Consider the following 25,158-nt stretch of genomic DNA (forward strand, 5'->3'; position numbering starts at 1 on the left):
ACTACTATTTGCGTTATCATTGTTCTTTATTTTTTCAGTATTAGATAAGATTTATTCTATCACGTTACTATTATTAATTTAGTTCTAATCGGTAGCGTTATGTCACAAAATATATTACAAAACAAACAAATTATTAAGAGCTTTGAAAAGCAACTTAATATATTCTTAGATGAGTATAAAGAAAGAGAAATTACAAATATTGTTCTAAGTAATTTTCTCGACAAAGTAATTAATAATTTAAAACATGAAAAATTAATTAGTGATACACTATTTGAAGTATATCAAGGCAAAGCAGTAATTGCTAAACCGTTACATACAGATTACCCTCAATCACCCGAACAAGCACATGACGAAAATTGGCAAAAATTTTATAGTTTTAATCATGATAGAAAACACAATCGGTTTTATTGCCAAAAATTTAAAAAAAGCTTCCATTAAAGACAAATTATACTATAGTTTTGCTAAATTATCCGAGCAATTAGATTTAAATGCCATCAGTGATCATTTTATGAATAAAATAAATAATTATATAACATTTAACGATTTATGACAAACTATAGAACAGAAAGCGACTCTTTTGGGGAAATTCAAATAGAAGACAAATTTTATTGGGGAGCACAAACACAAAGATCATTAGAAAATTTCAAAATAGGCAAACAAAAAATGCCAGAAATTCTAATCCGCTCCCTTGCTATATTAAAAAAATGTGCTGCAAAAGTTAACCTCGAATTTGGTGATCTAGAACCTAAAATAGCTGAAAGTATAGATAAAGCTGCAAGCAGAATTTTGAATGGTGAATTTAGCAATAATTTTCCTTTAGTAGTTTGGCAAACAGGCTCTGGAACGCAAACAAATATGAATATGAATGAGGTAATCGCCTCTATTGCAAATGAGGAGTTAACCGGCATGAAAGGTGGTAAATCTCCTGTACATCCTAATGATCATGTCAATAAAGGACAATCATCAAATGATTCATTCCCAACGGCTATGCATATAGCAACCGTGCTTGCAACTAAAGAAAAGCTAATACCGGCTTTAAATAATTTACTCACAGCTTTACAAGATAAATCGAAAGATTGGGACAGCATTATAAAAATTGGACGCACCCATTTACAAGACGCAACTCCTCTAACACTTAAGCAAGAATTTTCCGGATATATTACACAAATAGAATATGCTTTAGAAAGAATAGAAGACGCATTAAAAAAAGTTTATCTACTTGCCCAAGGAGGAACAGCAGTTGGAACAGGCATCAATTCACGTAAAGGATTCGATATAAAATTTGCTGAAAAAGTAGCAGAATTTACAAAACAACCTTTTAAAACAGCACCTAATAAATTTGAAAGCTTGGCTAGCCATGATGCACTTGTAGAATTTTCTGGCACTCTTAATACTATAGCCGTTAGTTTGATGAAAATAGCCAATGATATAAGATTGCTCGGATCAGGTCCAAGATGTGGTCTTGGTGAGTTGCATTTACCAGAAAATGAGCCTGGTTCTTCAATTATGCCAGGTAAGGTAAACCCTACACAAGTCGAAGCTTTAACAATGGTTTGCACTCAAGTTATGGGAAATCATGTTACAGTTACTATTGCCGGCTCAAACGGACATCTTGAACTTAACGTCTTTAAACCAGTAATAATATATAATATTTTGCAATCTATCGAGCTACTATCGGATGCCGCAAATAGCTTTGTCACTCACTGTGTGGACGGGATAGAGCCTAATATAACCCGTATTAACGATTTACGTGATAAATCTTTAATGCTTGTCACCGCTCTTAATCCGCATATTGGCTATGATAATGCCGCCAAAATTGCTAAAGAAGCTCATAAGCACGAAATTACTTTAAAAGAAGCCGCAAAAAAACTTAATCTTTTATCGGAAGAAGAATTTAACAAAATAGTAGTACCTGAAAAAATGGTTAGACAATCTTAGATTGTATAAACAACATTAATTTCTCTTTACAAGGTATCATAAATAGGCTAGTATAAGCTAGTCTATTTATAATATCACTTATATGAAGCAAAATTTATCTAATCAAATTAATCTGTTAGAAGCAAAAACACATTTTTCTAATCTAATACAACGTGTATACTCGTTTTATTTGAAAAATTGGCTGAGTCGTCTTTGTAGCCCTTTCGGTACTCATGTACTTTTGTACACTCCGTTCCTCAGTCTACAGACTCCTAGCTCTTTTTCAAATAAAACTTCGTCTATTAACTTTTCATTTACTAGAAATATAAAAGGAAGAGAACAAATTACTATTTGTAAGCATAATACACCGGTTGCTGTACTTTCACCAATAACTAAAAAACCCAAAATAAAAACAGAAGATATAGTTGAACAAATAATGGAATTTAATAAAGATAAAACACTAGCACTATATACTATAAAAGAACTTAGAGACGAAAGTAGAAGATGAATTAAAAAAACTCAGAATATACTACAATAATGGTTATCTTTTTTATGGATCGAGAGTCGGCATTACAGCCCTGTCATCCCGTGATTTATTCACGGGATCCAGTTAAAAATATCAATAATATTGATATTTTTAGTTATTTTTCTGGACCTAGTTCCCAAGCCACGGCAGGCATTGTTGCGTGGATCGAGAGTCGTCATTGCGAGGAAATTACGAAGTAATTGACGAAGCAAGGAAGTAAAAAAATGCTAACTTTATAACATTTTTTATTATTTTTTCTGGATTGTCACGCTCCTTGCAGTCGCGTAGCTCAGACGATTTGGTATCCACGCAAGCAAGACTCACTCTGGAATGACATAGTGGGTATTTTTCAAGCCATACAACAACGCTAAATTGAAGACGACTTTCGATCCACACAATAACATCATAATGGTGTTCCACCATTAAACATTTCAAACAAAAGTTGCTAATCTAAATAAAACCTATTACATTAAAGATATAATGTTATATGGAGTTAATTAATGACAGATCCTTATGTTGAATATGCGATAGCTATCTTACCAAGCTCTGAAGTAGCACAAAAATTTACAGATATAAATACAAAACTTGCTAAACAACTAGGACCGCAAGGTCTTGAGCATAAACATAATAAATGCCATGTTACATTGTACCATGGTGTATATAACTTTCTGGATTTACCAAAAATCTCCGCTAAATTAGCAGATATAGCTTATAACACAAAAAATATCACATTAAATTTTAAGAATGAAATAGTAGTTACCGGACCTGATAGATGGATTGATATAAATATTAAGCGTTTTGATGAAAATGATAAGGTCAAGAAAGATTATGAAGCAATATGTGATTTGCACAATAAAGTAGTTGATACATTTAATGAATATCACAAGCATCCACTTGAAAGAGCAAGCAATACTCTCGAAACACTTAAGCCCAAAATTGAAGCACAAGACGAAAATGCCTTGAAAATAGCTAAGCAAATTGAAAAATATGGCGTTTCAGGTTTTAAAGAATTATATAACCCACATACTACAATATGGTATCAATGGCCTACAAATCTCGCCCTTAACGATGCTGCGAATAGCGTAAAAGGTGAGGCTAGTGATTTTTCTTGTGATGCATCAGCTTTAGTTTTAGGAGAACTAGGATTTAACGGAAATATAGAAAATCCTTATGCTGTTTTTCCTTTAGGTCAAGATTTTACTATAGAACAAGCGATAGAACTTGCTGCAAAAACTAATCTTGACTGGTAGCATTCATAAATTTTCTTAAAAGATTATGGAAATTTCTAAATCTTCTATTATACTTAAATCATAATAATATAAATAAACGATTATCATGGCTTTAATAAACATAAAAGCACCAGAAAATATAATATTAAAACCGCGTATTACAGTTTTTGGCGTTGGGGGTGCAGGTAGTAATGCAGTAAATAATATGATTGGTGCTAACCTACAAGGAGCTAATTTTGTAGTAGCTAATACTGATGCACAATCATTAGAATATTCTCGCTGTGAAAACAAAATACAGCTGGGCGTCTCCACAACTAGAGGTCTTGGTGCTGGAGCTGCCCCTGAAGTTGGAGCAGCAGCTGCACAAGAATCAGAAAACGAAATTCGCAATTATCTAGAAAATAGTAACATGGTGTTTATTACGGCAGGTATGGGCGGCGGTACTGGTACTGGCTCTGCACCAGTTATTGCACGAATTGCTAAGGAACTTGGAATTTTAACAGTTGGAGTAGTAACTAAGCCTTTTCATTTTGAGGGCGGGCATCGTATGAAAACTGCCGATAAAGGAATTATAGATTTACAACAATTTGTTGATACTTTAATCGTGATACCAAATCAAAACTTATTTCGTATTGCCAACGAGCAAACTACTTTTGCTGATGCTTTTAAAATGGCAGATGATGTACTGCACGCAGGGGTCAGAGGTGTCACGGATTTAATGATTATGCCAGGTCTTATCAACCTTGACTTTGCTGATATTAAAGCTGTTATGAGTGAAATGGGCAAAGCTATGATGGGTACAGGCGAGGCTAGTGGTGAAGATAGAGCTACTAAAGCAGCAGAATCTGCAATCTCTAATCCATTACTTGATCATAGTTCAATGTGCGGTGCTAGAGGTGTATTAATTAATATTACAGGCGGACCAGATATGACTTTATTTGAAGTCGATAACGCTGCTAATAGAATTAGAGAAGAAGTAAATAATAAAGATGCTAATATTATTTTTGGTTCAACATTTAATCCTGAGCTAAAAGGGATTATTAGAGTTTCAGTTGTTGCAACAGGCATTGATGCAGATAAAATACCACTTTATAAACCTGTTAATTCTAGTGCTACCGATTTATCTACCGAAGAAGATGAGGATACAAAACTTAGAGCTCAATCTACTCAAGGAGATCAACCTGTTCATATTGAAGAAATTCCTAATTTTAACAGCTATAGTAACGACGAAGCAGAAATTGCTGACTCTCTAGACCAAAATCCTAATCCAACCAACGATGATATGGAACCAAGGGTAAGTCTTACTAATGATGTTGGAGAAACTCCTAAATCATCTTTCTTTGTAAGGATGTGGGGATCTCTGCGAACACAGAATAATAATCAAATCCCGGAACGAAAAAATGTTGTAGTTGGTATGTCCGATGAAGAGACTAAAGAATCTGACATTCACGATATACCAGCTTTCCTAAGAAAGAAAAGGGATTAAAACTAAAACTAATTGGAATGAAAGGTACATCTAATTTTACATTAATTTCATTATTTGCAGGTGCGGGTGGGATGGATATAGGCTTTAAAAAAGCTGGCTTTAAAACTATTTGGGCAAATGAATATGATAAAACTATTACTCCGTCTTATCAAAACTATTTTCCTGATACTCAACTTGACAAACGTTCTATTTTAAATGTACCAAACCAAGAAATACCTAATAAAATCACAGGAGTGATCGGTGGTCCACCTTGTCAATCATGGTCAGAAGCAGGAGCAAAACGTGGATTACAAGATCCCAGAGGCATGTTATTTCATGAACAAATTATAGTCATCCGTCATACAAGACCTAAATTCTTTGTGGCAGAAAATGTTCACGGCATAATTCATTCAAGAAATATAAAATCTTTTATGAATATAATAGAAATGTTCCAAAAAGAAGGGTATGAAATAAGCTGGAAATTATTAAAAGCAAGTGATTATGGAGTACCACAAGATCGGGAACGAGTTTTTATTGTTGGTTATCATCAATCATTAAATAAAAAATTTCAATTTCCCGAAACTCTAAAAACTAAAATTACGTTAGATCAAGCTATAGGTGATTTAGCTCATTTAGAAATTGGAGCGGTTAATACAATAGATAATCATGAATTTTTAGAACTAGGTTACTCTCCTATTTTTATGTCAAGAAACCGTATTAGAAATTGGGACGAGCAATCTTTTACAATTCTTGCTACTTATAGACATATTCCTTTTCATCCACAAGCACCAAAAATGATTAAAATTGCCGGTCAAGAAAAACGAGAATTTGTTAAAGGACAAGAACATAAATATCGTCGTTTGACCATACGTGAATGTGCAAGAATCCAAACATTCCCTGATGATTATAAATTTATTTATACTAATATTAAAGATGGTTATAAGATGATAGGCAATGCTGTTCCGGTTGAACTTGCATATCATATAGCTAAAGCAATAAAAAAAGATTTAGTTACTATTAGAAACGATTAAACTTTGAGTTGTATTTTTGTATTATCTTTGTAATATAATTATTTACTTTAAATAATTATATATAATTGATGTCAATACAAACTAATAATGGATTAGCCTTTGAATGGGCAGTTATATCTGAAATATCTAAATTAACAGGATTTACAATTAAAAATGATACTGCTTCAAATGTCGCTCAAAAAGCTTATAATTCCATTAGCTTTAAAAAACAATTAGAGTTTATCAAAGCAGCTCAAATATCTATTGATCACATTATAAAAAAGAAACAAAGTCTTTAACAATTGAATATGGTGGAATAATTGAATTTAATAATGGTTCAGCGGGAGCAAAAGGAGATGTTAGAGATATTCTGATTAAAGCTAAAAATATTACTATAGGAATATCTTGTAAAACAAACCATCAAGCATTAAAGCATTCTAGACTTTCTGGTTCAATTGACTTTGTAAAAAGATGGGGTCTTGATGATAATGGATGTAGTACTGAATATTGGAAAATTATAAAGCCGTTGTTTGAAGATTTAAGGCAAATTAGAACTTTTTCAAATAAGACTGCTTTATGGGAAGATTTACCTGATAAGGTTGACAAATATTATTGGCCTATACTTAACGCTTGGTCTAATGAGATCATAAGGCTTTGCTCTATTAATGAAGAAAAAACTAGAAATGTTTGTAAAGATTTAGTATCTTATTTAATAGGACGATATGATTTTTATAAAATAATATCTTACAACTCAAATAAAACTATTATTCAAGCATATAATTTTAATAATACCCTTAGCACTAAAAAAACTAACTATCCTAGTTGTATTAATACTATAAATACTAAAAATGGAGGAATTTATTCTAAAACTATAGTGTTTAATCGGGGTTTCAGTATTAATTTTAGAATTCATAATGCAAGCAGTAAAGTTGAACCGTCACTTAAATTTGATATTAATGCTATAGGTCTCCCAATTAATGAAATTTATCAGCATACTTTTGACATCATAGATTGAGGTACTAACCATGACAAATAAAATTGCACTATTCTTTATATTATGTTTTTTCAGCATTAATTTATTAGCCGATAATAATAGATCACTAAAGGATATTGTACCCTACCCTGAACCTCTCAGCGATCAAAAACGTTATGTAATTCATTTACCTAACAAGTCTAATGAGGAAAATTTAAAAGTAAAATTACAAGCTACAAAAGAGGCAATGAAAGATTGTAATAATATGAGGTTTGGCGGTAAGCTAGAGGAAAAAACTTTAGATGGATGGGGATATAATTATTACGTAATAGATCAAGTTGGTGACCATCCTATTACTACATTAATGGGATGCCCGGGTGTGTAAAAGCAACTATGCAGCCTGTAAATGTATATTTGGGTGATAAAGCATTTATAAGGTATAACAGCAAATTACCTATCGTAGTTTATGCTCCAAAAGATGTTAAGTTACAGTACGTTATTTGGAGTCAAGATGATACAATTAATGACGCAAAAGAAGAATAGATAAAACTAAATTTACTCCTCTTCAACAGCTTCAACTTCTATAACTTCCGGTACGAAATGTTTCAGCATCGATTCAATACCGTTTTTTAAGGTAATAGTAGAGCTAGGGCAGCCAAGACATGCACCACGTAATGCTAACTTTACTACACCATTTTCAAAACCTTTATAAATTATATCACCTCCATCTTGTGCAACAGAGGGACGAACTCTTGTCTCAATAATCTCGATAATTTGCTTCTCTATGTCTGAAAACCCCTCAAGGTTTACATCATCTACTTTAGCACTTTCTTCAAATACTGGAAAGCCCGCAACGAAATGATCCATAATAACCATTAAAACTTCTGGCTTTATCACTTGCCAATCACTTTCAGCTTCTTTAGTAACAGTTATAAAATCACTACCAAAAAATATTGATTTAACATTATTGATATTAAATAGCGATTCTGCAAGTTTGCTTTTTCCTTTTACTTCAGCACGCTCACTAAAAAATATAGGCTGAGTACTTATTTCCTGTCCAGGAAAAAACTTTATCGCATCAGGATTTGGGGTATCTTCAGTTTGAATAAACATAGTAAAATTACTTTAATAAATTTGCTTGTTATTATAACTTACTAGGGCTATTTTTACAATATAATATGTGAGCAATAAATTTTAAGTATTGACAAAGTATTTACATAATATAAAATGATAATATATATAAGTAGGGTAAATATATGAGCAGTAAATTAGATTCTTACGAACAAGATATTGAAGATAATTTTGAAAAGCATCAAAAATTTGATGATAAAAATGAAATAGCTTTGCTTCGAAAAGCTGCAAAGGCACATCTTAATAACAAGCGATCTATTACTATTAGGGTTGCAGAACATGATATCGAAGCAATAAAAATCAAAGCTTCTAAGCACGGCTTGCCTTATCAAACTTATCTTAACATGCTAATTCACTCAGACGCTACTAAACTCTAAAATACTATGCCCAAATTTAGATATAATCATGAAAAAAATGCTAAATTATTACTTGAGCGGAATATAGGCTTTGACGAGATAATTCAGTCACTTAATGACGGTAACCTGTTAGGAATTAGATTACATTATAATCAAGCTAAATATAAGGGACAAAAAATTTTCTATGTTAGAATAACTGATCAAGTATATGTAGTACCTTATGTAAAAGAAGATGACGGTACTATTTTCCTTAAAACTTTATACCCTAGTAGAAAAGCAAAAAAAGAATTTTTAACAAAGTTATACTCTAGGTAAATATCTGATTAGAATATATGCCGGTATAAAGCAGAAGCCTGCAATAGCAAAAAAGTATCCCCAACCTAAATAAGTAGCGGCGTAACCGGAAATACTACCAAACAATACAGTGCTAATATAAGCAATAGAAGTAATCAAGGCGAACTGCGTTATGCAATATTTAGAGCTACAACATCTTAATTGGTAAGAAAAAAACGGCGACATAGTTAACCCTTTGGTAAATTCCTGAAGAAACACTGCTATATAAAGAGTTGTAATAGTTTGACTATAAGAATAGAGCAATAAAAAAGTTATACTAGATAAAGCATGATAAACTAATACTCTTCTAAAGATATAAGCATATTCATATTTTCGGATAGAAAACCACCTATAAATCCTCCAGCTATAGTAGCACACATACCAAAAGCCTTATATCCAAGAGCTAAATCTTTTTTCGTATAGCCGATATCAAGATAAAACATATTTGGCATAACCGAAAGAAAGTTATCCTGCAAGCGATATAGAAGCATAAAGCCAACAATTATTAGCCATTTAGGTTTTTTGATAAAATCATAAAAAGCGTGCCAAAATCTATCAAAATCATTAACGGCTATTTTTTCTTTAAACTTTAGCGGATAGAAAATAATTAGTAATAATGATGGTACACATAAAATCGCCATTACACGATAAACTTCTTGCCAAGATATGATAGTTGATAAATATAATGCACCAGAACCTGATATGAGTATGCCGATTCTGAACCCACTAGTGCAAGCTGCCTCACTTATTCCCCAATTTTTATTATTAATAAGTAGCATTTGGGAAGATTGTAAAAGCATGTCATAAATAGAGGAAAAAAATGCCAGAATTATCAAACACAAAGAGAAAGATATAAAATTAGTAGTGAGATTAAAGCCAGTTAGAATATATACGCAACAAATACAGCTAAGCAGTGAAAAGATTAAACAATATTTATATCCACGACTATTTGAGGGTATAAAGCTTATTTTTTCAAGTAGCGGTCCCCATAGAAATTTAAATATGTGAATGAAGTTAACCAGACTAAAAAGACCGATGGTAATTTTATCAAAACCGGATTCTCGAAGCCAAAAAGAAAGCGTCGAACCGGTAAGTAAATAAATTAAACCACCAGGGAGCGAAATAAATAATATAAATAAAATACTATATATATTTTGTAATCGTGAAAAATTAGAAATTATGAATTTATCCTCCTATAATTATGTGCCATTGCATTGATTGGAAACGTCATGCTCATTCCTTGATCACAGCATCTCATGGTCTGCAAGATCCCGCAAACAAGTCGCGGGATGACATACTTTCCTCTTAAGATACTTTACTTCTTTTTTGACTGTAATTATTACTATTACTCTCAGAACTTCTTTTATTGCCAGCACCGAATCTTTTATTAGAGTTATCGCCTCTTCTATTATTACCAAATGATCTTTTACGATTATTTTTGTTACTTCTAAAGCTTTCTCTAGGAGTAGATTCGCCTTGATTTATTAAACGATCAATAGCACGCCATCTAACAACATCATCAGGTGAAATAAATGATAATGCATTACCTTTAGCACCAGCTCTACCAGTTCTACCTATTCTGTGCAGGTAATCTTCCGGACACATCGGTAAATCATAATTAATTACGTGTTGAGTATGCGGAATATCAAGCCCACGAGCAGCCACATCAGTTGCTACCATTATTCTATGGTTTGACTTACGGAATGATAAAATTACTCTATCACGTTGACGCTGACTTAAATCGCCATGTATAGCTTCTGCTTTATGATTTTCATATCTTAACATTTTAGCTAATTGATCAGCAGAACGTTTTGTTTTTACAAAAATAATTACCGATCCCTCTCTATCACCAAGCTGCTTATTTAATTCAGTAAATTTTTCTTTATCTGTAATATGTACTGACTCTTGTTTTATTTCTGCTGCTGCTTTATTAGTAGCACCAACTGTAATACGTACAGGATTATTTAAATATTTTTGTGAAAGAGAAATAATATGTTTTGGCATAGTAGCAGAAAACATTAAAACTTGTCTTTTTTCGGGCAAGAATTTATTGATTTCTTCTAACTGCTCTTTCATGCCCATGTCTAGCATTCTATCCATTTCGTCAAGCACAGTTATACCTATACGATCAATTTTTAAGCTTCCACGATTTAAATGATCAATAATACGCCCAGGAGTTCCTATAATTACTTTAGGATTTTTCTTTAATTGCGTAAATTGCTTAGGCATAGGTTCACCACCTATCAAAACTGCATTATTTATTTTGAAAGATGTAGTTACTTTATTTAAGGTAGAACAGATTTGTGTTGCAAGCTCTCTTGTCGGTACTAATATTAAAGTAGTAGTTTTATCTTTAATAAATGCATTAATTACTGGTAACAAGTAAGCTAAAGTCTTGCCTGAACCAGTTTGGCTAGAAGCAAGTATATCAGAACCTGCAATAGCAACCGGAATCGATTGCTTTTGTATTTCGGTTGGCTCTGTTATCTTCATCGCTTCAAGCGTAGTAGTTAATTCTTCAGGTAAATTAAAATTTTTCATTATATAATCCAATAAAGTTTAAGTTAAAATATGCACATTATTGATTGTATAAAAATAACTCACAGCAAAAAATAATGACTTTACTATTTTTGTATTATAAGAATACACTAATAGCAGCCATTAAATTATCTATAGCATATTAACAAAATAGCCTTAATTGATTCGAAGTAATAGCGAACCTATTTCAAAAAAATCTTATAATTTACAGCAAATAAAGATTTTAATTAGCTTTAAAATTATTTGTTAATATTACCATAATTATGATATTTTTTTACTTTTAAGCATTAAACCATTCCAATGCTTAAGACATGTATAAGGTTATTATAAGACAAAACAAAATATCTAATATTTTGTTGTAAAAGGTGACGAGGCTATCCAAAATTTGAAAACTTTGGATAGCTGTTTTTGGTACAAATATATTTATTTAATTCTGAGGTTAACTGCAGAAATTTTACCATTCTTGTCTTCAAGATCAAAAATTACATCTTGTCCTTCGTTAAGACCTGCAAGACCTGCTGCATCTACGGCAGATCTGTGTACAAACACATCTTTGCCGCCATTTTCCTGTTCAATAAATCCAAAATTTTTCGTCGGATTAAACCATTTAACTTTACCTACTATATTTGTAGTCATAAAAACCTTTTTAGATAGAAATTGCTTATTGGAATTTAAATTATGCTTAATAAAAAATTCACTATGCAAAACTATCTTACCTTGCGGCATTTGTCAATAACATGCAAAAGAAAGTATTACTTTCTAAGGTTAATTATATCATATTATTACTATTTTGTCACTATTTTAGTTAATATATTATAGGCAGAATTTGATTTGCCTACATTAGACTTTTATTATTATGTAATTAATAAATAAAAGTGCTTGCTTTTTTTTCTTTTTTTCATTAATCTGTCCACTTAGCAAAATACAGTATTGTATTTTTAATTGCCCGCGTGATGGAATGGTAGACATAACGGACTTAAAATCCGTGGAGCGTAAGCTCTTGCCGGTTCAAGTCCGGCCGCGGGTACCACATATTAAAGTATATAGAAGATCTCCACTTTTAACTTGTAAACTTCCCCCTAAATTCTTTATTTGTAAGTCTTTTTTAGTTTCCTGTTTTATCTCACTATTTATAAGATAATTTATAATTTTTGATATTCTATTCAACTGTAAACCAAAAGTAGAAAAAATTATATTAATATCATTGCAAATACAATATAAATAGCTATAATAGCTTCAAGAATAGGAATTTAACGGATGCAATTTAAAATTTAAATTAATAACAAAAAAGATGTAAATATAATAATATAACTCAAAATATATGGATAATTTAATAAAGTTTTTAGAAGAAAAAGATTTTACAGAAGAAGCAATAAATTTAAAAAAAGGCGGTGATATTCTTAATCTTTCGAAAAAAATATTAACTGATAAAGATGTTAAAGAAATCTCTAAATTGCTAGCAAGCGATAATAATATTATCCAGCTCGATTTGTTTGGTAATAATATAAGTACAGACGGAGCTATAGAGCTTGCGAAACTGCTTAAGCTTAATAAAACTCTTATTGGTCTTGACCTTGGGAATAACGATATAGATAAAACAGGAGCAAGCGAGATTGAGAAAGCTTTAAAAGCAAATACAACTCTTATTTTTCTTAATTTGACATGGAATTCAGTAGAATCAGCAAAATATAAAAATATCAAAAAATATTTAGTTAGAAATGCCAATTTAACAAACGAGCAAGAATTAGTAAAAATGGCAAAAAAATTTAATGAAATAGACGAAGAAAAATTATTAAAGAAATTAGATATAATCTAAAAGGCAATATTCCCCTTAAATTTATGCCGCTTGTTGCATAAAAAAAATATTACTATCTATTTTCTAAGGCTTGTTAAAGTTACTAATTTAGATATTTGGGAATATTACATTTAAAGTGTGCAGACCTCTACTTTCAATTGTAATCCCAAAACACTCAATAAAGTTCCAACATTATCAAAACTTGGGTTTCCTTTACTAGATAACATTTTATATAAATGCTGCCTATTTATATGAGCCTCTCTAGATATTTTGGCGACTCCTCCTTTTGCTATAATAGCTTCTTTTAAAGTAACAAGAAATAACTCCTTATTATGGTCTAGAGAATATTGCTCTAAAGCCTCATTAATATAAGCTACCAATGTTTCTTCATTTTGTAATTTTTCTTTTAAATAATCTGTAAATTTTTCCATCTAAACCCTTTATTTATAAATCTCTTCCATTATTTCTAAGGCTTTTTTAATATCTTTACTTTGTGTATCTTTATCACCTGCATTTAACAAAAGTATAATTTCGTTATTTTTTTCAGTAAAATATATTCTATAACCCCTGCCAAAGAAAAATCTTAGCTCATATAATTTTCCTTGTATATTTTTATAATCACCATAAATTCCATATTCTAAACGAACTAATCTATTAATAACTCTACTGTATGTTTTGATATCTAACTTTTCTAACTAATTTTTAATATAAGATTTACCGTTTTTTGTGATAAAAAATTGTACTTGTTTAGTTTTTTGCATGATAAGAAAAAATAGGTGATTATATTGTCGCATAAATACGACTTAAAGTCTAGAGAAAATTATTTCTAGAATAGCTTTATATCATAAATTTTTATATTATTCTACTTTTAATTGAAAAGATACTTATTTCTATATATTAATATATTATTGATGGGATTAGAACTATTAAGGCAAAACATAGACCTATTTAGATATTTTTATAATGGCATGAAAGCCTATATATTAATAATGATTTTTATAGCAAGTTAAAAGATATATTACAAAATAGTAAACATTAATTGTAGAATATATTTCTACTACTCTTGACAAAACATATTCCTTTCATTTATAAGTTAATATATTTAAAAAAAATAAGATTATGTTTAAAAAATATTTCCTGGGTTTATTTATTCTTCTAATTTTATCAGCTGCAATGTATGGCACTGAAGGAAATTTAAAATTAAAAGAGCTGTTAGACGTGATGCCGCAAATAGCAAATTCTACCTCCTCTTCTTCTGCTCATCCTGAAATTTGCAGCTCGAAAGTAACTATTAACAGTGTTAATTATGAAGTTAGGTATTTTAGTTTTGAAGATACTAGCAAAAAATTACCTCCAAATATGACTTTCAAAGAATATGCTGAAAAGAATAATTTATTAGACATAAAAAGCAGTCATTCAAACCCCCTACCCCCAATAGATTTTGAGTCTTTTGATTTCCGTAGCGTAAATCTCGGTGACGGGGTATATTTTAGTATGGCTTTAAGGAAAATTGAATAATATGAAAAATATAATGCAATTTGTAATACATTGTGTTACAATAAAGCTAATATTATAAAATAGTAGTAACATGGCAAAAAGTATTACAACCAGTATACGTTTAGAATTAAGTTTAAATAAAAAACTAGAAAAAGCAGCTCATGATTTACATCGTGGTAAAAACTGGTTAATTACTGAAGCAATACTTATGTATCTTAAACAATTAGAAAATTCAAGCCTAGCTGAAGAAGCTAAACAGCAATCTTTGTTAGTTAGTAAAATGGAAAAGTCTGATAATGATTTATAGGAAACAAATAGCGATCAAACAAATTGGACTTTTTAATGGAAAAGGGAGATATTATAATTTGTGTATTAAGTGGTGATTATGGTAAGCCAAGACTTGCAGTTATTGTTCAATCTGATTTATTTAATGAAACTCATGCAAGTATAACAATCTGCCCTATAACAACATATTTGTTAGAAGCTCCATTATTTCGCCTTTCATTAATACCTTCAAAGCTAACAGGTCTTATTTCAGAATCTCAAATTATGATTGATAAAATCGTTACTATTAAGTCTGAAAAAATTGACAGAAAAATTGGAAAATTATCATCTAATGAGATGATTAAATTGGATAATGCTCTTAAGTTATGGTTAAACTTAAGTTAAGGAAAATATAAGAAATATTAAAGGTATATTTTCCTCACTATAAAATTGAACCATAATTTATCTTTACTTGCGGAGATTCTACCGTCTTCGCTTGTCCACATTTTAATTATATCAAAAAGTCCATCAAAATAAGGCTTTACTATATCTTCATTCATATTATAAAAATCTCGGTCATCAGCTTGCACTAAATCATCCCCATGAGTATAACAAGCATAAAAAATTCCATCTGGTTTTAATGCACGGTGAATTTTTTTATAAATATCTTTTGTTTCACTATAAGGAACATGGAGTAACGAGGCTTGAGCCAAAACTCCATCAAATATATTTTCAAAATCCATATCCTGAAAACTTAAATGCAGAATATCAATTCCAGTTGCTTTTGAAGCTAATTTTACCATTTCGCTTGAGCCATCAAAAGCAGTTACTTGATAATTTTGACTTAGAAAATATTTTGTATCACGCCCTGCTCCGCACCCTGCATCTAGAATATGAGCTTTCTCAGGTAAATAACTAATAAACTCTTTATAGCTATCAGATAAATCTAGATTAATCGTTTTATCATAAAACGACTGTGCATTATTATCATAATATTGTATATTTTTTGTTATCATAATTTCATATATTGAATACAACTAATAGTATAGTTATACTTATCAAACAACAAAATACAAGTAGGAATATGAATATATAAACATTATAGCGAACGCTAAACAATTTTTAACGAATCAGTCGCTGTAGATAGATATCAAGTGCCACGTTTTAGCTTTTTAAGTTAGAAAACTTAGTTAACACTATTTTTTTGATTATCATCATCGATGATTAATTAAAAATATTACTTCAATGCTTGCCCTACAACTTGCTAAAGTCTTAATTAAACAATTTGAATCTCTACAACTAACTCCTTATTATTGCCCAGCAGGACTTAAAACAATTGGTTATGGTCATGTAATAAAACCTCATGAAATGTCATATTTAGATAATAAAATAACCCTAGAAGATGCTGAAAAATTACTTAATGCAGATATAGCAGAAGTAAATTGTGTTTTATATAAATACTGCCACAGTTCTTTAAACATTAATCAACAAGTAGCATTAATTTCTTTCATCTTCAATTGTGGTAGCACAGCATTTAAAAATTCTACATTGCTTAAAAAACTCAACCAAAATAAGTATCTAGAAGCTGCCGATGAATTCCTTAAATGGATTCATGTTAAAGGTAAAAAATTGAAAGGTCTTGTTAAACGTAGACAAATTGAGAGAGCTATATTCTTAGGTAAAAATACAACCGAAAATTAAAATTATTGACTTATTTTAATTCTTGCTATAGCTTTTTCATGATCGTTTAAACTAAATTACTAAAGGATTAGCATATGAACAATACAGAAGAAGAGCAAATTTTAACGTCTGAGTATCAGTTTGATGAAGAAGAAGAAAAACGATTAAAGTCTGAAAATTCAAAAAAAGAGCTTAAACTAATATTATTAACTTTTGCAATAATTTTAACCAGTTTTTTAACTTTCTGTTATTTCTTTTTCAGCTATGTAGAAGAAAAAGCAGCAGAGTATAAATTACAACAAGAAGCAGAATCTAAGGAAGCTAATAACAAAATATAATAAATATAACGCATTGTTTAGAATAAGATTTTTTGTAGAATCTTATTCTAAATTGGTATTATAGTAAAACACGTTGAATTATGGTATACTTCTGACAAATAAAGAATTGGTAGACAAGTTTTATTTGGAAAAGAGGAATCGATCTTGAAGCTTATACTAGCTGCGTATATACTATATTATTTCAGGATACTTACCTATTACTTCTGGCATATATTTTTCTCTCATATCTACAGAAATATATGTAGGATTTGGTTCGACACTTAAAGTTCCCTCTAAGGCACTTACTACCTTAAATAACATATTCTGTTTTTTACAAGGCGTAGACTCTACGCTCAGGGCTAAAATATATTGATATGCAGCCTCTTCATCTTGTTTTTGAGAAATTAGATAATCTCCTTTTTGACGATATGGAGTTACATTATCAATATCATCATTTGAAATACTATCTAAGGTTTTTAATATGTGAAAAAACTTGTTATTGGGTTTATAAAATTCAACAGATGCTTGTTTTTTTCCTAATTTATGTAATATATCAGCCATTTCATTATATATTGTTTTACAATTCTCATTATATTTAAGAGCATAATGATAATTAACCAATGCTTCCTCATAATTTTCTGCTTTACTAAGAAGATTAGCGATTTTTAAGTAACATGTAGCTTTAGTTTTTTCAATTTCTTTAGGTTCATTATATCTATTCAGCCATTTTATGGCTTCTCTATAATATTCTATAGGTTTATTATCTTGAGGCTGAATATTTTTTATGGAAGAAAGATAATTATCTTTTATAAATGACTTACAGATTTCTAATTTATAAGATTTATTAGAATTTAATGCTTCTTTGAAAAATAGTACTTCTCTAATTTGCTGATCTAATACATAATAATAATCCTCCATTTTATCATGTATTGCTTTATCATTAACAAATTTTTTTAAAATACTTAAAACTTTAAGCCCTGTCGGTAGTTTATCATTATCTTGTTGATTTAAAACTTCTTCAAGTTCAAATAATTGCTGTAATCCTGGAAAATGAGATGGATTTGTTTCCAAAGCTGGATAATTTAATTTTTTGGAAAATGGTTGAATAAAATTACTATACTTAAACGGATCACAAAATTTTGAGCAATCAAGCGTTGTATATATATTAAAGCCTTTTTCCGTAAAAATTAATCTAATAACATCATATATTCTAGATATATTTGACTCTCTACTATCATATAAATTTTGTACTAATTGTAAATGAGCTGCATTATCATGATCTATTGTAAAAAGTGAATTTAATTTCTTTATATTTATTTTTTTCTCACTGTTGTTAATATTTTCTAATTTTAAAGTTATCTCTTCATTTTGTGTGTTAGAAGCATATAAATAATATAAATCTTCAAATAATTGCGGAAAATATTCTAATATAACTTCTTGATTTTCTAATAATTGTACAAATGATTCTTGGGTATTTTTATTAAATTTTGTTACTACGAATGTAACATTTTCTTTTAAATTTTCACGATTTGCTTCATGGAATATATCTATAAAATCGTCTATAATTGCAATAAAGTTCTCAACAGTTTCATTAACTGTTGTTTTTTGTGGTGCTACTACAATAAACCCTACTTTATCTGAATTTTGCAATATATTTTTTAAGAAAAATCTATTAACTAGTGCTTGAAGAATAGACTCTTTATCAGTTGTATTAGTCTTTATTTTATTAGAACATTCCCAAAGTACTTTATCATTAACTTTTAAACCTTTTGGTAAATTTATGTTTGATGCATATTGCGAACTGAATTGTTCAGAATTTTCATTAGCTAGAGTTTTTAAAACATCAACCCTACCACTATCAGACGGTCCTATTACTATAACATTTTCTTTACCTGCTTTTTTAAGTAAATAATTAACTTCAGGAAGAAGCTTTAAAGCTTGTTCTTTTAAAAAATTAAAATTATGAACATCATCTGATAAAGGTTCAAAATACTCTTCTTCATCCTCACTTTCGCTTTCTATTATGACTTCTATTGTTTTTGACATTGAAGTTACCATTTAATATTTGATATAAATTTTTACGCTATCACTTTGACCACTATCATTAATGGCTCTAATAACAAACTCGCCAATTTTTGCTTTCCACTTTACTGCTTCATTTGGCTTAGCAACTGCTATTAGTTCATTATTAACAAACCAGAAAATATTATTAGTTTTATTATCACCAATTGCGTTTAAAATTATATTATCACTATTTTTGATTGAGTATATGGAATTTTTTAACGGATGCGTAATTTTAGGTTTCTGATGATACCAATTTATCAAACTATTACAATAATTCGCTGGCACAGGCTTTGGTAATATATGTATACCGGCTTTTTGGTAAACCGATAATACATCAGTTGGCCATAAATTTACGATTTTATATTCTGTCTGTCCTTCGATAAAATTACAAGCCGGCATACCAGTTTTTAAATCTATCAACATTTTTCTATAAATGCCTGATTGTTTTATCGGCGATTTACCTTTAATAAATAAGGTCTCGGTTTTTACCGGACACATATCATTATCAAGATCACCCGTATCAGCACAAACTTTTACCTTAGTAATATTTAAATCATTTATCTTGGCAACTATTAAATCTTTGTCTTTATTTGGATCAATTATTGATTCTATAATATTAAAAAATAAAGGTGCAGCAGAACCATTACCAGTAAATGATCCATGAGTTTGACCTTTAAAATCTCCAACCCAAACAGCAAGTACATATTTCCCAAATATTCCAACACTAACCCCATCTCTAAACGAGCTGGAAGTTCCCGTTTTCCAATAAACCGGTATATTTATTTTTGTATTATAATTAAGCGGTCTTGTAGTATCTTTGATAATATCAAGCGTTAAGTAACTTGCTTCAGGTGATAAAGTCATTGCGAGCATTTGCTCGGAGCGTGGCAATCTATTTTCTAAGTTAACTTGTTCTAGATTGCCGCGTCGAGGCTTTGCCTCTCCTCGCAATGACGTAGCCTCGGATAGCACTTTCCTAACTGGCTCGTAAACCCCCAAATTAGCCAGCATAGCATAAAGAGTAATAAGTTCTTCAAGCGTAACTTCTACAGTGCCAAGTACTATAGACAAGCCATAAGTTTCAGGTTTTCTTAAGTTACTGATTTTAGTTTGTTGTAAGAATTCATAAAAATTCGGATTCTTTAATTTAGATGCTAGGAATATAACGGGTACATTACGGCTTTTTATTAATGACTCTCTAGCACTTAAACCACCAGCAAATCTACTATCAAAATTTTCTGGTTTATAATTATCATAGTAAGTAGGAGTATCTTTTAGCAAGGTTAATGGGTGTATTAATGATTGATCAAAACTAAGTGCATATACAAAAGGCTTTAAGCTAGAACCAGGAGACCGAGAGCTTTTAACACCATTAATCTGCCCGCAAATATCGTTATTAAAAAAATTGCTAGAGCCAACACTTGCAAGCACCTCCATTGTGGTAAAATCAACAAGCATAACAGCAGCATTATTTATGCCGTATTTTTTCTGATCATTAACATATAGCTGCACCTGCTTTTCTAAAATAGTCTGTAGGCTTTTATCAATAGTGGTATAAATTACTGGACTATCATTATTTGCTAATATATCTAAAGTAAAATGTGGTGCAATAAAAGGTAGGTTTTTACTTTGACTAAACTTAATAGGTAAATTTATCAATTCTTTATAAATAATATCTTGCGGATGAGTTTCTAGCCATTTAGTAAATAAATATTTTTGCATCTCTAAAATATTTAGATTATTACCACCTCGTTTCAGCGGATTTTGCGGGATAACAGCTAAACTTAATATATCAATTAAGTTTAAACTTTTTAGGTCACGATTAAAATAAATATAGCTACTCGCCGATATCCCTTCAATATTACCACCATAAGGTACTAAATTTAGATAAGCCGTTAAAATCTCATCTTTTGAATAATGTAATTCTATATGAATAGCTTTGATAATTTGATAAATTTTACCAAAAAGTAGTAGAGGAATTTATCCCATATTTTAGACGAGCTACCTGCATTGTTATAGTAGAGCCGCCTATTTTACGATTATTTTTTAGATAAGTAGAGTAAAAAGCTTTGATTAAAGAGCTGGGATTAATACCGAAATGTTTATAAAAATGCTTATCCTCATATAATAAAACTGCTTCTATAAAGCTTTGCGGTACTTCACCAAGCGGAGTAAATATCCGATATTTATCATCTTTAGAAAGCGAGATACGCATTAATTCGCCATTTCTATCAAATACTCTTTGCGAGAAACTCACCTTTTCAAGCAGAGGAGTAGGAGGAATAGCAAAGTATAATATTATACTGCTGATTATTGTAATAAGGAATAACTTAATTTTAAGGGACAAGGTGATAGCCTATATAAAAATACGTCATTGTAAGGATTTGTAAGATTTGCCACATGGATCGAGAGTCGTCATTGCGAGGAAAAACTGTAAGTTTTGACGAAGCAATCCAGTTGAAAAATGCTAACTTTTAGCATTTTTATTATTTTTTCTGGATTGCCACGCTCCTTACAGTCGCTCGCAATGACGCCCCTCGATCCACGCAACAAAGCCGCCACGGGAATGACACCGAGGATGCTTTTCGACCTATACAAACAAACCTTAAGCAAGGATGACATAACAATAACTATACAACACTATAAAGCATTTTTTCAAGTTCCTCTAAACGTTGTTCTATTCTTTCAATATCTTCTTCTGTTGCGGGGTTTTCTAATAAATATGCAATTTCGTCTCTTAGCTTATTTACTTCTTTTTCAGTAAAGTCTAATACGATCTCATAAGTAGATTTTCTGTTTTGATTTGACATTTGATGACTCCCGATTAATTAAAACCACCAAACTATATAATTTTGGTGGTCGGGGCGTTCAAAAAACTGCCTAAGATCAGTCATAATAGCTTTTAGGTTTAAGGTTTACACCTTAAACCTTGAACATGACTATTATCACCCCGACCATAGAAGCCGAGGTTTGTATCATTTTATGGTTGATACTGTCCATCTTAAGTTTGGATTTTTGAAGTCCCAGAATAGCATTAACTATTCCGGTTACGATTCTATATATGACTATTAAAAAGTCAATAAGTTTATAGGTTGAATGTAATTTCTGCTTCTGTCATACTGTGGCTTGGGAACTAGGTTGTTGCACCCTTTATGTCATTCCTGCGTGAGGCTTTGCCTGCGTGGATCATTTTCTCCTGTCATCCCGTGGCTTGTCCACGGTATCCAGAAAAACAACTTTTAATACTAATAATTTTAGTATTTTAAGCTGGATCCCGCGATCAAGTCACGGGATGACAGTATTAGTTATTATTTAGCTCTTCTTCCTGCTGTTTATACCATAGTTCTGCATAATAGCCTTTTTGTTTCAGCAAGGTTTTATGGTTGCCACGCTCGACTATATAGCCATTATCTAAAACAATAATCTCATCAGCGTCGATTATTGTTGATAAACGATGAGCAATAATTAAGGTGGTATAATGCTCTGATATTTCTTTAAGACTTGCCTGAATTAGCTTTTCAGTTTTAGTATCAAGTGAGCTTGTTGCTTCATCAAACACATATATAGATGGATTTTTGAGTAACGTCCTTGCTATGGCAATGCGTTGTTTCTCGCCGCCTGAAAGCTTTAAACCACGCTCACCTACTTGGGTTTCATACCCCTCCGGCAGGCTAGTAATAAACTCATGAATATGGGCGTTCTTTGAAGCAGCTATAACCTCATCATAGCTAGCCGAATTATCACCATAAGCGATATTGTAATATATCGTATCATTGAACAAGACAGTATCTTGCGGCACGATTCCAATAGCTTTGCGAAGCGAGCTTTGCGTGACCTTTCTTATGTCCTGCCCGTCTATAGTAATACTGCCACTATTAATATCATAAAACCTAAAAAGCAAACGTGAGATGGTTGACTTACCGGCCCCGCTACTCCCGACTATCGCAAGCGTCTTACCACTATCTATAGTAAAGCTGATATTATGTAAAATTGGACGTTCTTGATTATAAGCAAAATTCACCTCTTTAAAAGCGACTTCGCCTTTTAATATAGTAAGCTCTTTAGCGTCTTTAGCATCCTCTACTTCTTCTGGTATGTCTAAAAGATTAAACATATCTTCCATACCAACTAAGGCATTCTTAATTTCCCTATAAGCAAATCCAAGTATTGAAAGTGGGATTGATAGCTGGAAAAGATAAGTATTAACCATGATTAAATCGCCGACAGTCATTTTACCTTGATTTATTTTAGTCGCCGATAGTATCATAAGAGCGACAAGCCCAAGGGATATTATAACATCCTGCCCTATATTTAAAATGGATAGGCTATTAGTTGTCTTCGTTGCTGATTTTTCATAAATTTGTAGTGCCTCATTAAATTTAGAGGCTTCATATTCCTCATTACTAAAATATTTAACAGTCTCAAAATTCAGCAGGCTATCGATTGCCCTATTATTTGCGGTATTGTCGCTTTGATTCATCTCTCGTGCAAACGAAATCCGCCAGGTACTAATTAGAAAAGTGTACAGAACGTAAATTGACATGGTTACTAAAATAGTGAAAGAAAACCAAATGCCATATACATACCATAATATCCCGCTTACAAGTATGATTTCTACACTTGTCGGAAGAATATTAAATAGTGAATAACGCAGCACCGCTTCTATGCCTTTAGTGCCACGCTCTATTGACCTACTTAAGCCGCCGGTTTTTCGTGTAATATGAAAACGCATGCTTAAATTATGCATATGTTTAAAGACATTAAGAGCAATAAGCCTAGTTGCCTGATGCCCTACTTTAGAGAAAATAATATTGCGTAACTCATTAAATATCTGAACAAATATTTTAGTCCCACCATATACCATAATCATGCCGATAATAACCGAAATGGCTAGATTTTTATTCAAGCCATCTATTACGTATTTATAAACTATTGGTACGAAAATATTTATTACTTTAGCAAGCAACAAACAAATAAGCGAAGTAACAATCCGCAAGCGTATGTTAAACTCTTTCGACCATAAATAAGGCAGAAGTGAATAGAATGAATTTTTATGTTGATTTTGATTAGGCATTGTTTGATGTATTGTTACGTGGATTAGTTTTGTTCTTGTCATCTCGCGAGCTTGTCCAGCAGTGTTTCATGACTTTTATGTCATTCCCGCGTAGGCGGGAATCCAGAAATACATTCGCCTAAATCGTTCCATTTAGGATTAATACTTTCTATCAATTTTATTTTCCAGCTACGATTCCATTTTTTTAAAGCTTTTTCTCTAGCAAGAGCTTCTTTGATATCAGCAAATTCTTCTGTATAAACAAGTTTTATAATATTATATTTTGATGTAAATCTTTTAATCACTTTTTGCTTATGTTCATAAGCACGACGCAATATATTATTAGTAACACCAATATATAAAGTACCATTGCGATCGGAACACAATATATATACCCAATACATTTTTATTGCTATAGTTTTATTTTTTTCTGGATTCCCGCCTACAGGCTTTGTTGCATGGCTTAAAAAGCAAGTACAATGTCATCCATAGCTAAAGGCGGGGATCCAGCATAAAGCGAGACAAAGCGAGCTTTTAGCTTTAGAAACTTGCTGCTTTTATGTTTATTTTTCTGGATTCCCGCCTACGCGGGAATGACATAAATGATCGGTGCAGTAGAGTCGACGCTACGCCTCTCCTCGCAATGACGATAGGTTTTAAGCACCGGCAGCAGCTGAATCTTTCTTCGGCTGTCCTTCTAGCAACTTATCTAATCTTCCCTCTTTGTCAAGATCATATAAATCATCACAACCACCTATATGCATATTATCTATAAATATCTGCGGAAATGTTAATCTATCAGGATTATTTAACTTCTTTCTTAATTCTGCTACGTTTGGATCTTGAGAGTTTTGAACTTCGATTTCTTCATAAGCAACTTCTTTTTTATCAAGTAGTGCTTTAGCTTTCATGCAATAGGGACAACCAGCAAGGGTATAAATAATAATAGCGTGTAATATAGCTTTATTCATAATGTTGTACTCTTTTATTTAATTTTAATATATTATCTT

The 25,158-nt window shown here is 31.1% G+C and carries 28 protein-coding genes, 1 tRNA gene and 6 pseudogenes; 21 read left to right on the forward strand and 14 right to left on the reverse strand.

Translation table 11 applies throughout. The features are described from left to right. Window positions 1–99 precede the first annotated feature (99 nt). From AAHF54_RS05605 to AAHF54_RS05655, 12 genes and pseudogenes are all read left to right on the forward strand, one after another. Window positions 100–550, forward strand: a pseudogene (locus AAHF54_RS05605) (hypothetical protein). Further along, window positions 547–1,938 (forward strand): class II fumarate hydratase, encoded by a 1,392-nt coding sequence (gene fumC / locus AAHF54_RS05610; RefSeq protein ID WP_341788300.1) that lies wholly within the window; start codon window positions 547–549, stop codon window positions 1,936–1,938. Before AAHF54_RS05605 ends, fumC begins: the two are co-directional and overlap by 4 nt. Before the next feature lie 82 nt (window positions 1,939–2,020). Then, window positions 2,021–2,095 (forward strand): annotated as a pseudogene (locus AAHF54_RS05615) (type II toxin-antitoxin system Phd/YefM family antitoxin); the annotation flags it as partial. 150 nt (window positions 2,096–2,245) lie between these two features. After that, window positions 2,246–2,425 (forward strand): annotated as a pseudogene (locus AAHF54_RS05620) (type II toxin-antitoxin system Phd/YefM family antitoxin); the annotation flags it as partial. A 518-nt stretch (window positions 2,426–2,943) separates the two neighbouring features. Next, on the forward strand, window positions 2,944–3,693 hold the full coding sequence (locus AAHF54_RS05625) for a hypothetical protein (protein ID WP_342169916.1): 750 nt from the start codon (window positions 2,944–2,946) through the stop codon (window positions 3,691–3,693). An 85-nt stretch (window positions 3,694–3,778) separates the two neighbouring features. Then, window positions 3,779–4,775 (forward strand): annotated as a pseudogene (ftsZ, locus tag AAHF54_RS05630) (cell division protein FtsZ); the annotation flags it as partial. A 239-nt stretch (window positions 4,776–5,014) separates the two neighbouring features. Then, window positions 5,015–5,158, forward strand: a pseudogene (locus AAHF54_RS07500) (cell division protein FtsZ); the annotation flags it as partial. Window positions 5,159–5,175: 17 nt separating this feature from the next. Further along, the gene (locus tag AAHF54_RS05635) at window positions 5,176–6,168 is read left to right on the forward strand and encodes a DNA cytosine methyltransferase (protein ID WP_342169917.1); all 993 of its coding nucleotides are present in this window, start codon (window positions 5,176–5,178) and stop codon (window positions 6,166–6,168) included. 68 nt (window positions 6,169–6,236) lie between these two features. After that, on the forward strand, window positions 6,237–6,446 hold the full coding sequence (locus tag AAHF54_RS05640; protein ID WP_341788304.1) for a hypothetical protein: 210 nt from the start codon (window positions 6,237–6,239) through the stop codon (window positions 6,444–6,446). Between the two features lie 74 nt (window positions 6,447–6,520). Next, window positions 6,521–7,162 (forward strand): HaeIII family restriction endonuclease, encoded by a 642-nt coding sequence (locus AAHF54_RS05645; RefSeq protein ID WP_341789238.1) that lies wholly within the window; start codon window positions 6,521–6,523, stop codon window positions 7,160–7,162. A 10-nt stretch (window positions 7,163–7,172) separates the two neighbouring features. Then, window positions 7,173–7,505, forward strand: coding sequence for an ecotin family protein (locus AAHF54_RS05650; RefSeq protein WP_341788305.1), 333 nt, complete (start codon window positions 7,173–7,175; stop codon window positions 7,503–7,505). After that, entirely contained in the window at window positions 7,490–7,663 is a 174-nt protein-coding gene (locus AAHF54_RS05655; protein WP_342169918.1) for an ecotin family protein, read from the forward strand. The genes AAHF54_RS05650 and AAHF54_RS05655 overlap by 16 nt, the downstream gene beginning before the upstream one ends. Window positions 7,664–7,675: 12 nt before the next feature. On the opposite strand, the gene AAHF54_RS05660 is transcribed toward AAHF54_RS05655, so the two are convergent. Further along, the gene (locus AAHF54_RS05660; protein WP_341788307.1) at window positions 7,676–8,233 is read right to left on the reverse strand and encodes a NifU family protein; all 558 of its coding nucleotides are present in this window, start codon (window positions 8,231–8,233) and stop codon (window positions 7,676–7,678) included. Window positions 8,234–8,376: 143 nt separating this feature from the next. Here AAHF54_RS05660 and AAHF54_RS05665 point away from each other — a divergent pair, with 143 nt between their 5' ends. Continuing rightward, window positions 8,377–8,628 (forward strand): CopG family antitoxin, encoded by a 252-nt coding sequence (locus AAHF54_RS05665; RefSeq protein ID WP_016947847.1) that lies wholly within the window; start codon window positions 8,377–8,379, stop codon window positions 8,626–8,628. Window positions 8,629–8,634: 6 nt separating this feature from the next. Beyond that, window positions 8,635–8,922 carry a hypothetical protein gene (locus tag AAHF54_RS05670; RefSeq protein ID WP_341788308.1) on the forward strand — a complete coding sequence of 96 codons (288 nt, stop codon included), beginning with the start codon at window positions 8,635–8,637 and terminating at the stop codon, window positions 8,920–8,922. Here the strand turns inward: AAHF54_RS05670 and AAHF54_RS05675 are convergent. The 3 genes and pseudogenes from AAHF54_RS05675 to AAHF54_RS05685 form a co-directional block, all read right to left on the reverse strand. Beyond that, window positions 8,908–10,121, reverse strand: a pseudogene (locus AAHF54_RS05675) (MFS transporter). The gene AAHF54_RS05670 and the pseudogene AAHF54_RS05675 sit on opposite strands and share 15 nt — an antisense overlap. Before the next feature lie 124 nt (window positions 10,122–10,245). Beyond that, window positions 10,246–11,481 carry a DEAD/DEAH box helicase gene (locus AAHF54_RS05680; protein WP_342169919.1) on the reverse strand — a complete coding sequence of 412 codons (1,236 nt, stop codon included), beginning with the start codon at window positions 11,479–11,481 and terminating at the stop codon, window positions 10,246–10,248. A 420-nt stretch (window positions 11,482–11,901) separates the two neighbouring features. Further along, on the reverse strand, window positions 11,902–12,114 hold the full coding sequence (locus AAHF54_RS05685; protein WP_016948370.1) for a cold-shock protein: 213 nt from the start codon (window positions 12,112–12,114) through the stop codon (window positions 11,902–11,904). Between the two features lie 308 nt (window positions 12,115–12,422). Between AAHF54_RS05685 and AAHF54_RS05690 the strand changes: the two genes are divergently transcribed. After that, window positions 12,423–12,508 (forward strand) — tRNA-Leu (locus AAHF54_RS05690). Between the two features lie 291 nt (window positions 12,509–12,799). Then, a complete protein-coding gene (locus AAHF54_RS05695; RefSeq protein ID WP_341788310.1) occupies window positions 12,800–13,294 on the forward strand; it encodes a hypothetical protein in 495 nt (164 codons plus the stop codon). 110 nt (window positions 13,295–13,404) lie between these two features. Here the strand turns inward: AAHF54_RS05695 and AAHF54_RS05700 are convergent, their stop codons facing one another. Continuing rightward, window positions 13,405–13,704, reverse strand: a complete 300-nt coding sequence (locus AAHF54_RS05700) for a transcriptional regulator (RefSeq protein WP_341788311.1) — start codon at window positions 13,702–13,704, stop codon at window positions 13,405–13,407. A 9-nt stretch (window positions 13,705–13,713) separates the two neighbouring features. Further along, window positions 13,714–13,953: a type II toxin-antitoxin system RelE/ParE family toxin gene (locus AAHF54_RS05705; protein ID WP_341789239.1), complete on the reverse strand. Its 240-nt coding sequence runs from the start codon at window positions 13,951–13,953 to the stop codon at window positions 13,714–13,716. Window positions 13,954–14,392: 439 nt separating this feature from the next. Between AAHF54_RS05705 and AAHF54_RS05710 the strand changes: the two genes are divergently transcribed. The 3 genes from AAHF54_RS05710 (at window position 14,393) to AAHF54_RS05720 (ending at window position 15,439) form a co-directional block, all read left to right on the forward strand. Next, entirely contained in the window at window positions 14,393–14,791 is a 399-nt protein-coding gene (locus tag AAHF54_RS05710; RefSeq protein WP_341788312.1) for a hypothetical protein, read from the forward strand. 70 nt (window positions 14,792–14,861) lie between these two features. Next, the gene (locus AAHF54_RS05715; RefSeq protein WP_342169920.1) at window positions 14,862–15,077 is read left to right on the forward strand and encodes a ribbon-helix-helix protein, CopG family; all 216 of its coding nucleotides are present in this window, start codon (window positions 14,862–14,864) and stop codon (window positions 15,075–15,077) included. A 35-nt stretch (window positions 15,078–15,112) separates the two neighbouring features. After that, complete coding sequence (locus tag AAHF54_RS05720; RefSeq protein ID WP_341788314.1) at window positions 15,113–15,439, forward strand: type II toxin-antitoxin system PemK/MazF family toxin; 327 nt, start codon at window positions 15,113–15,115, stop codon at window positions 15,437–15,439. Window positions 15,440–15,456: 17 nt separating this feature from the next. On the opposite strand, the gene AAHF54_RS05725 is transcribed toward AAHF54_RS05720, so the two are convergent. Further along, entirely contained in the window at window positions 15,457–16,050 is a 594-nt protein-coding gene (locus tag AAHF54_RS05725) for a class I SAM-dependent methyltransferase (RefSeq protein ID WP_341788315.1), read from the reverse strand. A 229-nt stretch (window positions 16,051–16,279) separates the two neighbouring features. Here AAHF54_RS05725 and AAHF54_RS05730 point away from each other — a divergent pair, with 229 nt between their 5' ends. Together AAHF54_RS05730 and AAHF54_RS05735 are read left to right on the forward strand one after the other, a co-directional pair. Then, window positions 16,280–16,735 carry a lysozyme gene (locus AAHF54_RS05730; protein WP_342169921.1) on the forward strand — a complete coding sequence of 152 codons (456 nt, stop codon included), beginning with the start codon at window positions 16,280–16,282 and terminating at the stop codon, window positions 16,733–16,735. A 74-nt stretch (window positions 16,736–16,809) separates the two neighbouring features. Further along, complete coding sequence (locus tag AAHF54_RS05735; protein ID WP_016948363.1) at window positions 16,810–17,052, forward strand: hypothetical protein; 243 nt, start codon at window positions 16,810–16,812, stop codon at window positions 17,050–17,052. A gap of 171 nt (window positions 17,053–17,223) precedes the next feature. Here AAHF54_RS05735 and AAHF54_RS05740 read toward each other — a convergent pair whose 3' ends face one another. The 7 genes from AAHF54_RS05740 to grxC all read right to left on the reverse strand — a co-directional run bounded on the left by AAHF54_RS05740 (window position 17,224) and on the right by grxC (window position 25,119). Further along, window positions 17,224–19,077 (reverse strand): hypothetical protein, encoded by a 1,854-nt coding sequence (locus tag AAHF54_RS05740; RefSeq protein WP_342169922.1) that lies wholly within the window; start codon window positions 19,075–19,077, stop codon window positions 17,224–17,226. A gap of 12 nt (window positions 19,078–19,089) precedes the next feature. Then, a complete protein-coding gene (gene pbpC, locus AAHF54_RS05745; protein WP_410526177.1) occupies window positions 19,090–21,075 on the reverse strand; it encodes a penicillin-binding protein 1C in 1,986 nt (661 codons plus the stop codon). Next, the gene (locus tag AAHF54_RS07505) at window positions 21,053–21,442 is read right to left on the reverse strand and encodes a transglycosylase domain-containing protein (RefSeq protein ID WP_410525911.1); all 390 of its coding nucleotides are present in this window, start codon (window positions 21,440–21,442) and stop codon (window positions 21,053–21,055) included. The genes pbpC and AAHF54_RS07505 overlap by 23 nt, the downstream gene beginning before the upstream one ends. A 283-nt stretch (window positions 21,443–21,725) precedes the next feature. Next, window positions 21,726–21,905, reverse strand: coding sequence for a hypothetical protein (locus tag AAHF54_RS05750; protein ID WP_342169923.1), 180 nt, complete (start codon window positions 21,903–21,905; stop codon window positions 21,726–21,728). Window positions 21,906–22,396: 491 nt separating this feature from the next. After that, on the reverse strand, window positions 22,397–24,169 hold the full coding sequence (locus AAHF54_RS05755) for an ABC transporter ATP-binding protein/permease (RefSeq protein ID WP_341789240.1): 1,773 nt from the start codon (window positions 24,167–24,169) through the stop codon (window positions 22,397–22,399). 80 nt (window positions 24,170–24,249) lie between these two features. Next, complete coding sequence (locus tag AAHF54_RS05760; protein ID WP_341788320.1) at window positions 24,250–24,552, reverse strand: GIY-YIG nuclease family protein; 303 nt, start codon at window positions 24,550–24,552, stop codon at window positions 24,250–24,252. 252 nt (window positions 24,553–24,804) lie between these two features. Then, window positions 24,805–25,119, reverse strand: a complete 315-nt coding sequence (gene grxC / locus AAHF54_RS05765) for a glutaredoxin 3 (RefSeq protein WP_341788321.1) — start codon at window positions 25,117–25,119, stop codon at window positions 24,805–24,807. Window positions 25,120–25,158: the final 39 nt, after the last annotated feature.

This window comes from Rickettsia endosymbiont of Seladonia tumulorum (assembly GCF_964030815.1).
In the GTDB taxonomy this organism is placed as follows: Bacteria; Pseudomonadota; Alphaproteobacteria; order Rickettsiales; family Rickettsiaceae; genus Rickettsia.

Bases quoted from the DNA above. Each gene is read 5' to 3' on its own strand.
- fumC (WP_341788300.1), top strand. From the start codon at position 547: ATGACAAACTATAGAACAGAAAGCGACTCTTTTGGGGAAATTCAAATA.
- AAHF54_RS05625 (WP_342169916.1), top strand. From the start codon at position 2,944: ATGACAGATCCTTATGTTGAATATGCGATAGCTATCTTACCAAGCTCT.
- AAHF54_RS05635 (WP_342169917.1), top strand. From the start codon at position 5,176: ATGAAAGGTACATCTAATTTTACATTAATTTCATTATTTGCAGGTGCG.
- AAHF54_RS05640 (WP_341788304.1), top strand. From the start codon at position 6,237: ATGTCAATACAAACTAATAATGGATTAGCCTTTGAATGGGCAGTTATA.
- AAHF54_RS05650 (WP_341788305.1), top strand. From the start codon at position 7,173: ATGACAAATAAAATTGCACTATTCTTTATATTATGTTTTTTCAGCATT.
- AAHF54_RS05655 (WP_342169918.1), top strand. From the start codon at position 7,490: ATGCCCGGGTGTGTAAAAGCAACTATGCAGCCTGTAAATGTATATTTG.
- AAHF54_RS05660 (WP_341788307.1), bottom strand. From the start codon at position 8,233: ATGTTTATTCAAACTGAAGATACCCCAAATCCTGATGCGATAAAGTTT.
- AAHF54_RS05665 (WP_016947847.1), top strand. From the start codon at position 8,377: ATGAGCAGTAAATTAGATTCTTACGAACAAGATATTGAAGATAATTTT.
- AAHF54_RS05670 (WP_341788308.1), top strand. From the start codon at position 8,635: ATGCCCAAATTTAGATATAATCATGAAAAAAATGCTAAATTATTACTT.
- AAHF54_RS05680 (WP_342169919.1), bottom strand. From the start codon at position 11,481: ATGAAAAATTTTAATTTACCTGAAGAATTAACTACTACGCTTGAAGCG.
- AAHF54_RS05685 (WP_016948370.1), bottom strand. From the start codon at position 12,114: ATGACTACAAATATAGTAGGTAAAGTTAAATGGTTTAATCCGACGAAA.
- AAHF54_RS05695 (WP_341788310.1), top strand. From the start codon at position 12,800: ATGGATAATTTAATAAAGTTTTTAGAAGAAAAAGATTTTACAGAAGAA.
- AAHF54_RS05700 (WP_341788311.1), bottom strand. From the start codon at position 13,704: ATGGAAAAATTTACAGATTATTTAAAAGAAAAATTACAAAATGAAGAA.
- AAHF54_RS05710 (WP_341788312.1), top strand. From the start codon at position 14,393: ATGTTTAAAAAATATTTCCTGGGTTTATTTATTCTTCTAATTTTATCA.
- AAHF54_RS05715 (WP_342169920.1), top strand. From the start codon at position 14,862: ATGGCAAAAAGTATTACAACCAGTATACGTTTAGAATTAAGTTTAAAT.
- AAHF54_RS05720 (WP_341788314.1), top strand. From the start codon at position 15,113: ATGGAAAAGGGAGATATTATAATTTGTGTATTAAGTGGTGATTATGGT.
- AAHF54_RS05725 (WP_341788315.1), bottom strand. From the start codon at position 16,050: ATGATAACAAAAAATATACAATATTATGATAATAATGCACAGTCGTTT.
- AAHF54_RS05730 (WP_342169921.1), top strand. From the start codon at position 16,280: ATGCTTGCCCTACAACTTGCTAAAGTCTTAATTAAACAATTTGAATCT.
- AAHF54_RS05735 (WP_016948363.1), top strand. From the start codon at position 16,810: ATGAACAATACAGAAGAAGAGCAAATTTTAACGTCTGAGTATCAGTTT.
- AAHF54_RS05740 (WP_342169922.1), bottom strand. From the start codon at position 19,077: ATGTCAAAAACAATAGAAGTCATAATAGAAAGCGAAAGTGAGGATGAA.
- AAHF54_RS05750 (WP_342169923.1), bottom strand. From the start codon at position 21,905: ATGTCAAATCAAAACAGAAAATCTACTTATGAGATCGTATTAGACTTT.
- AAHF54_RS05755 (WP_341789240.1), bottom strand. From the start codon at position 24,169: ATGCCTAATCAAAATCAACATAAAAATTCATTCTATTCACTTCTGCCT.
- AAHF54_RS05760 (WP_341788320.1), bottom strand. From the start codon at position 24,552: ATGTATTGGGTATATATATTGTGTTCCGATCGCAATGGTACTTTATAT.
- grxC (WP_341788321.1), bottom strand. From the start codon at position 25,119: ATGAATAAAGCTATATTACACGCTATTATTATTTATACCCTTGCTGGT.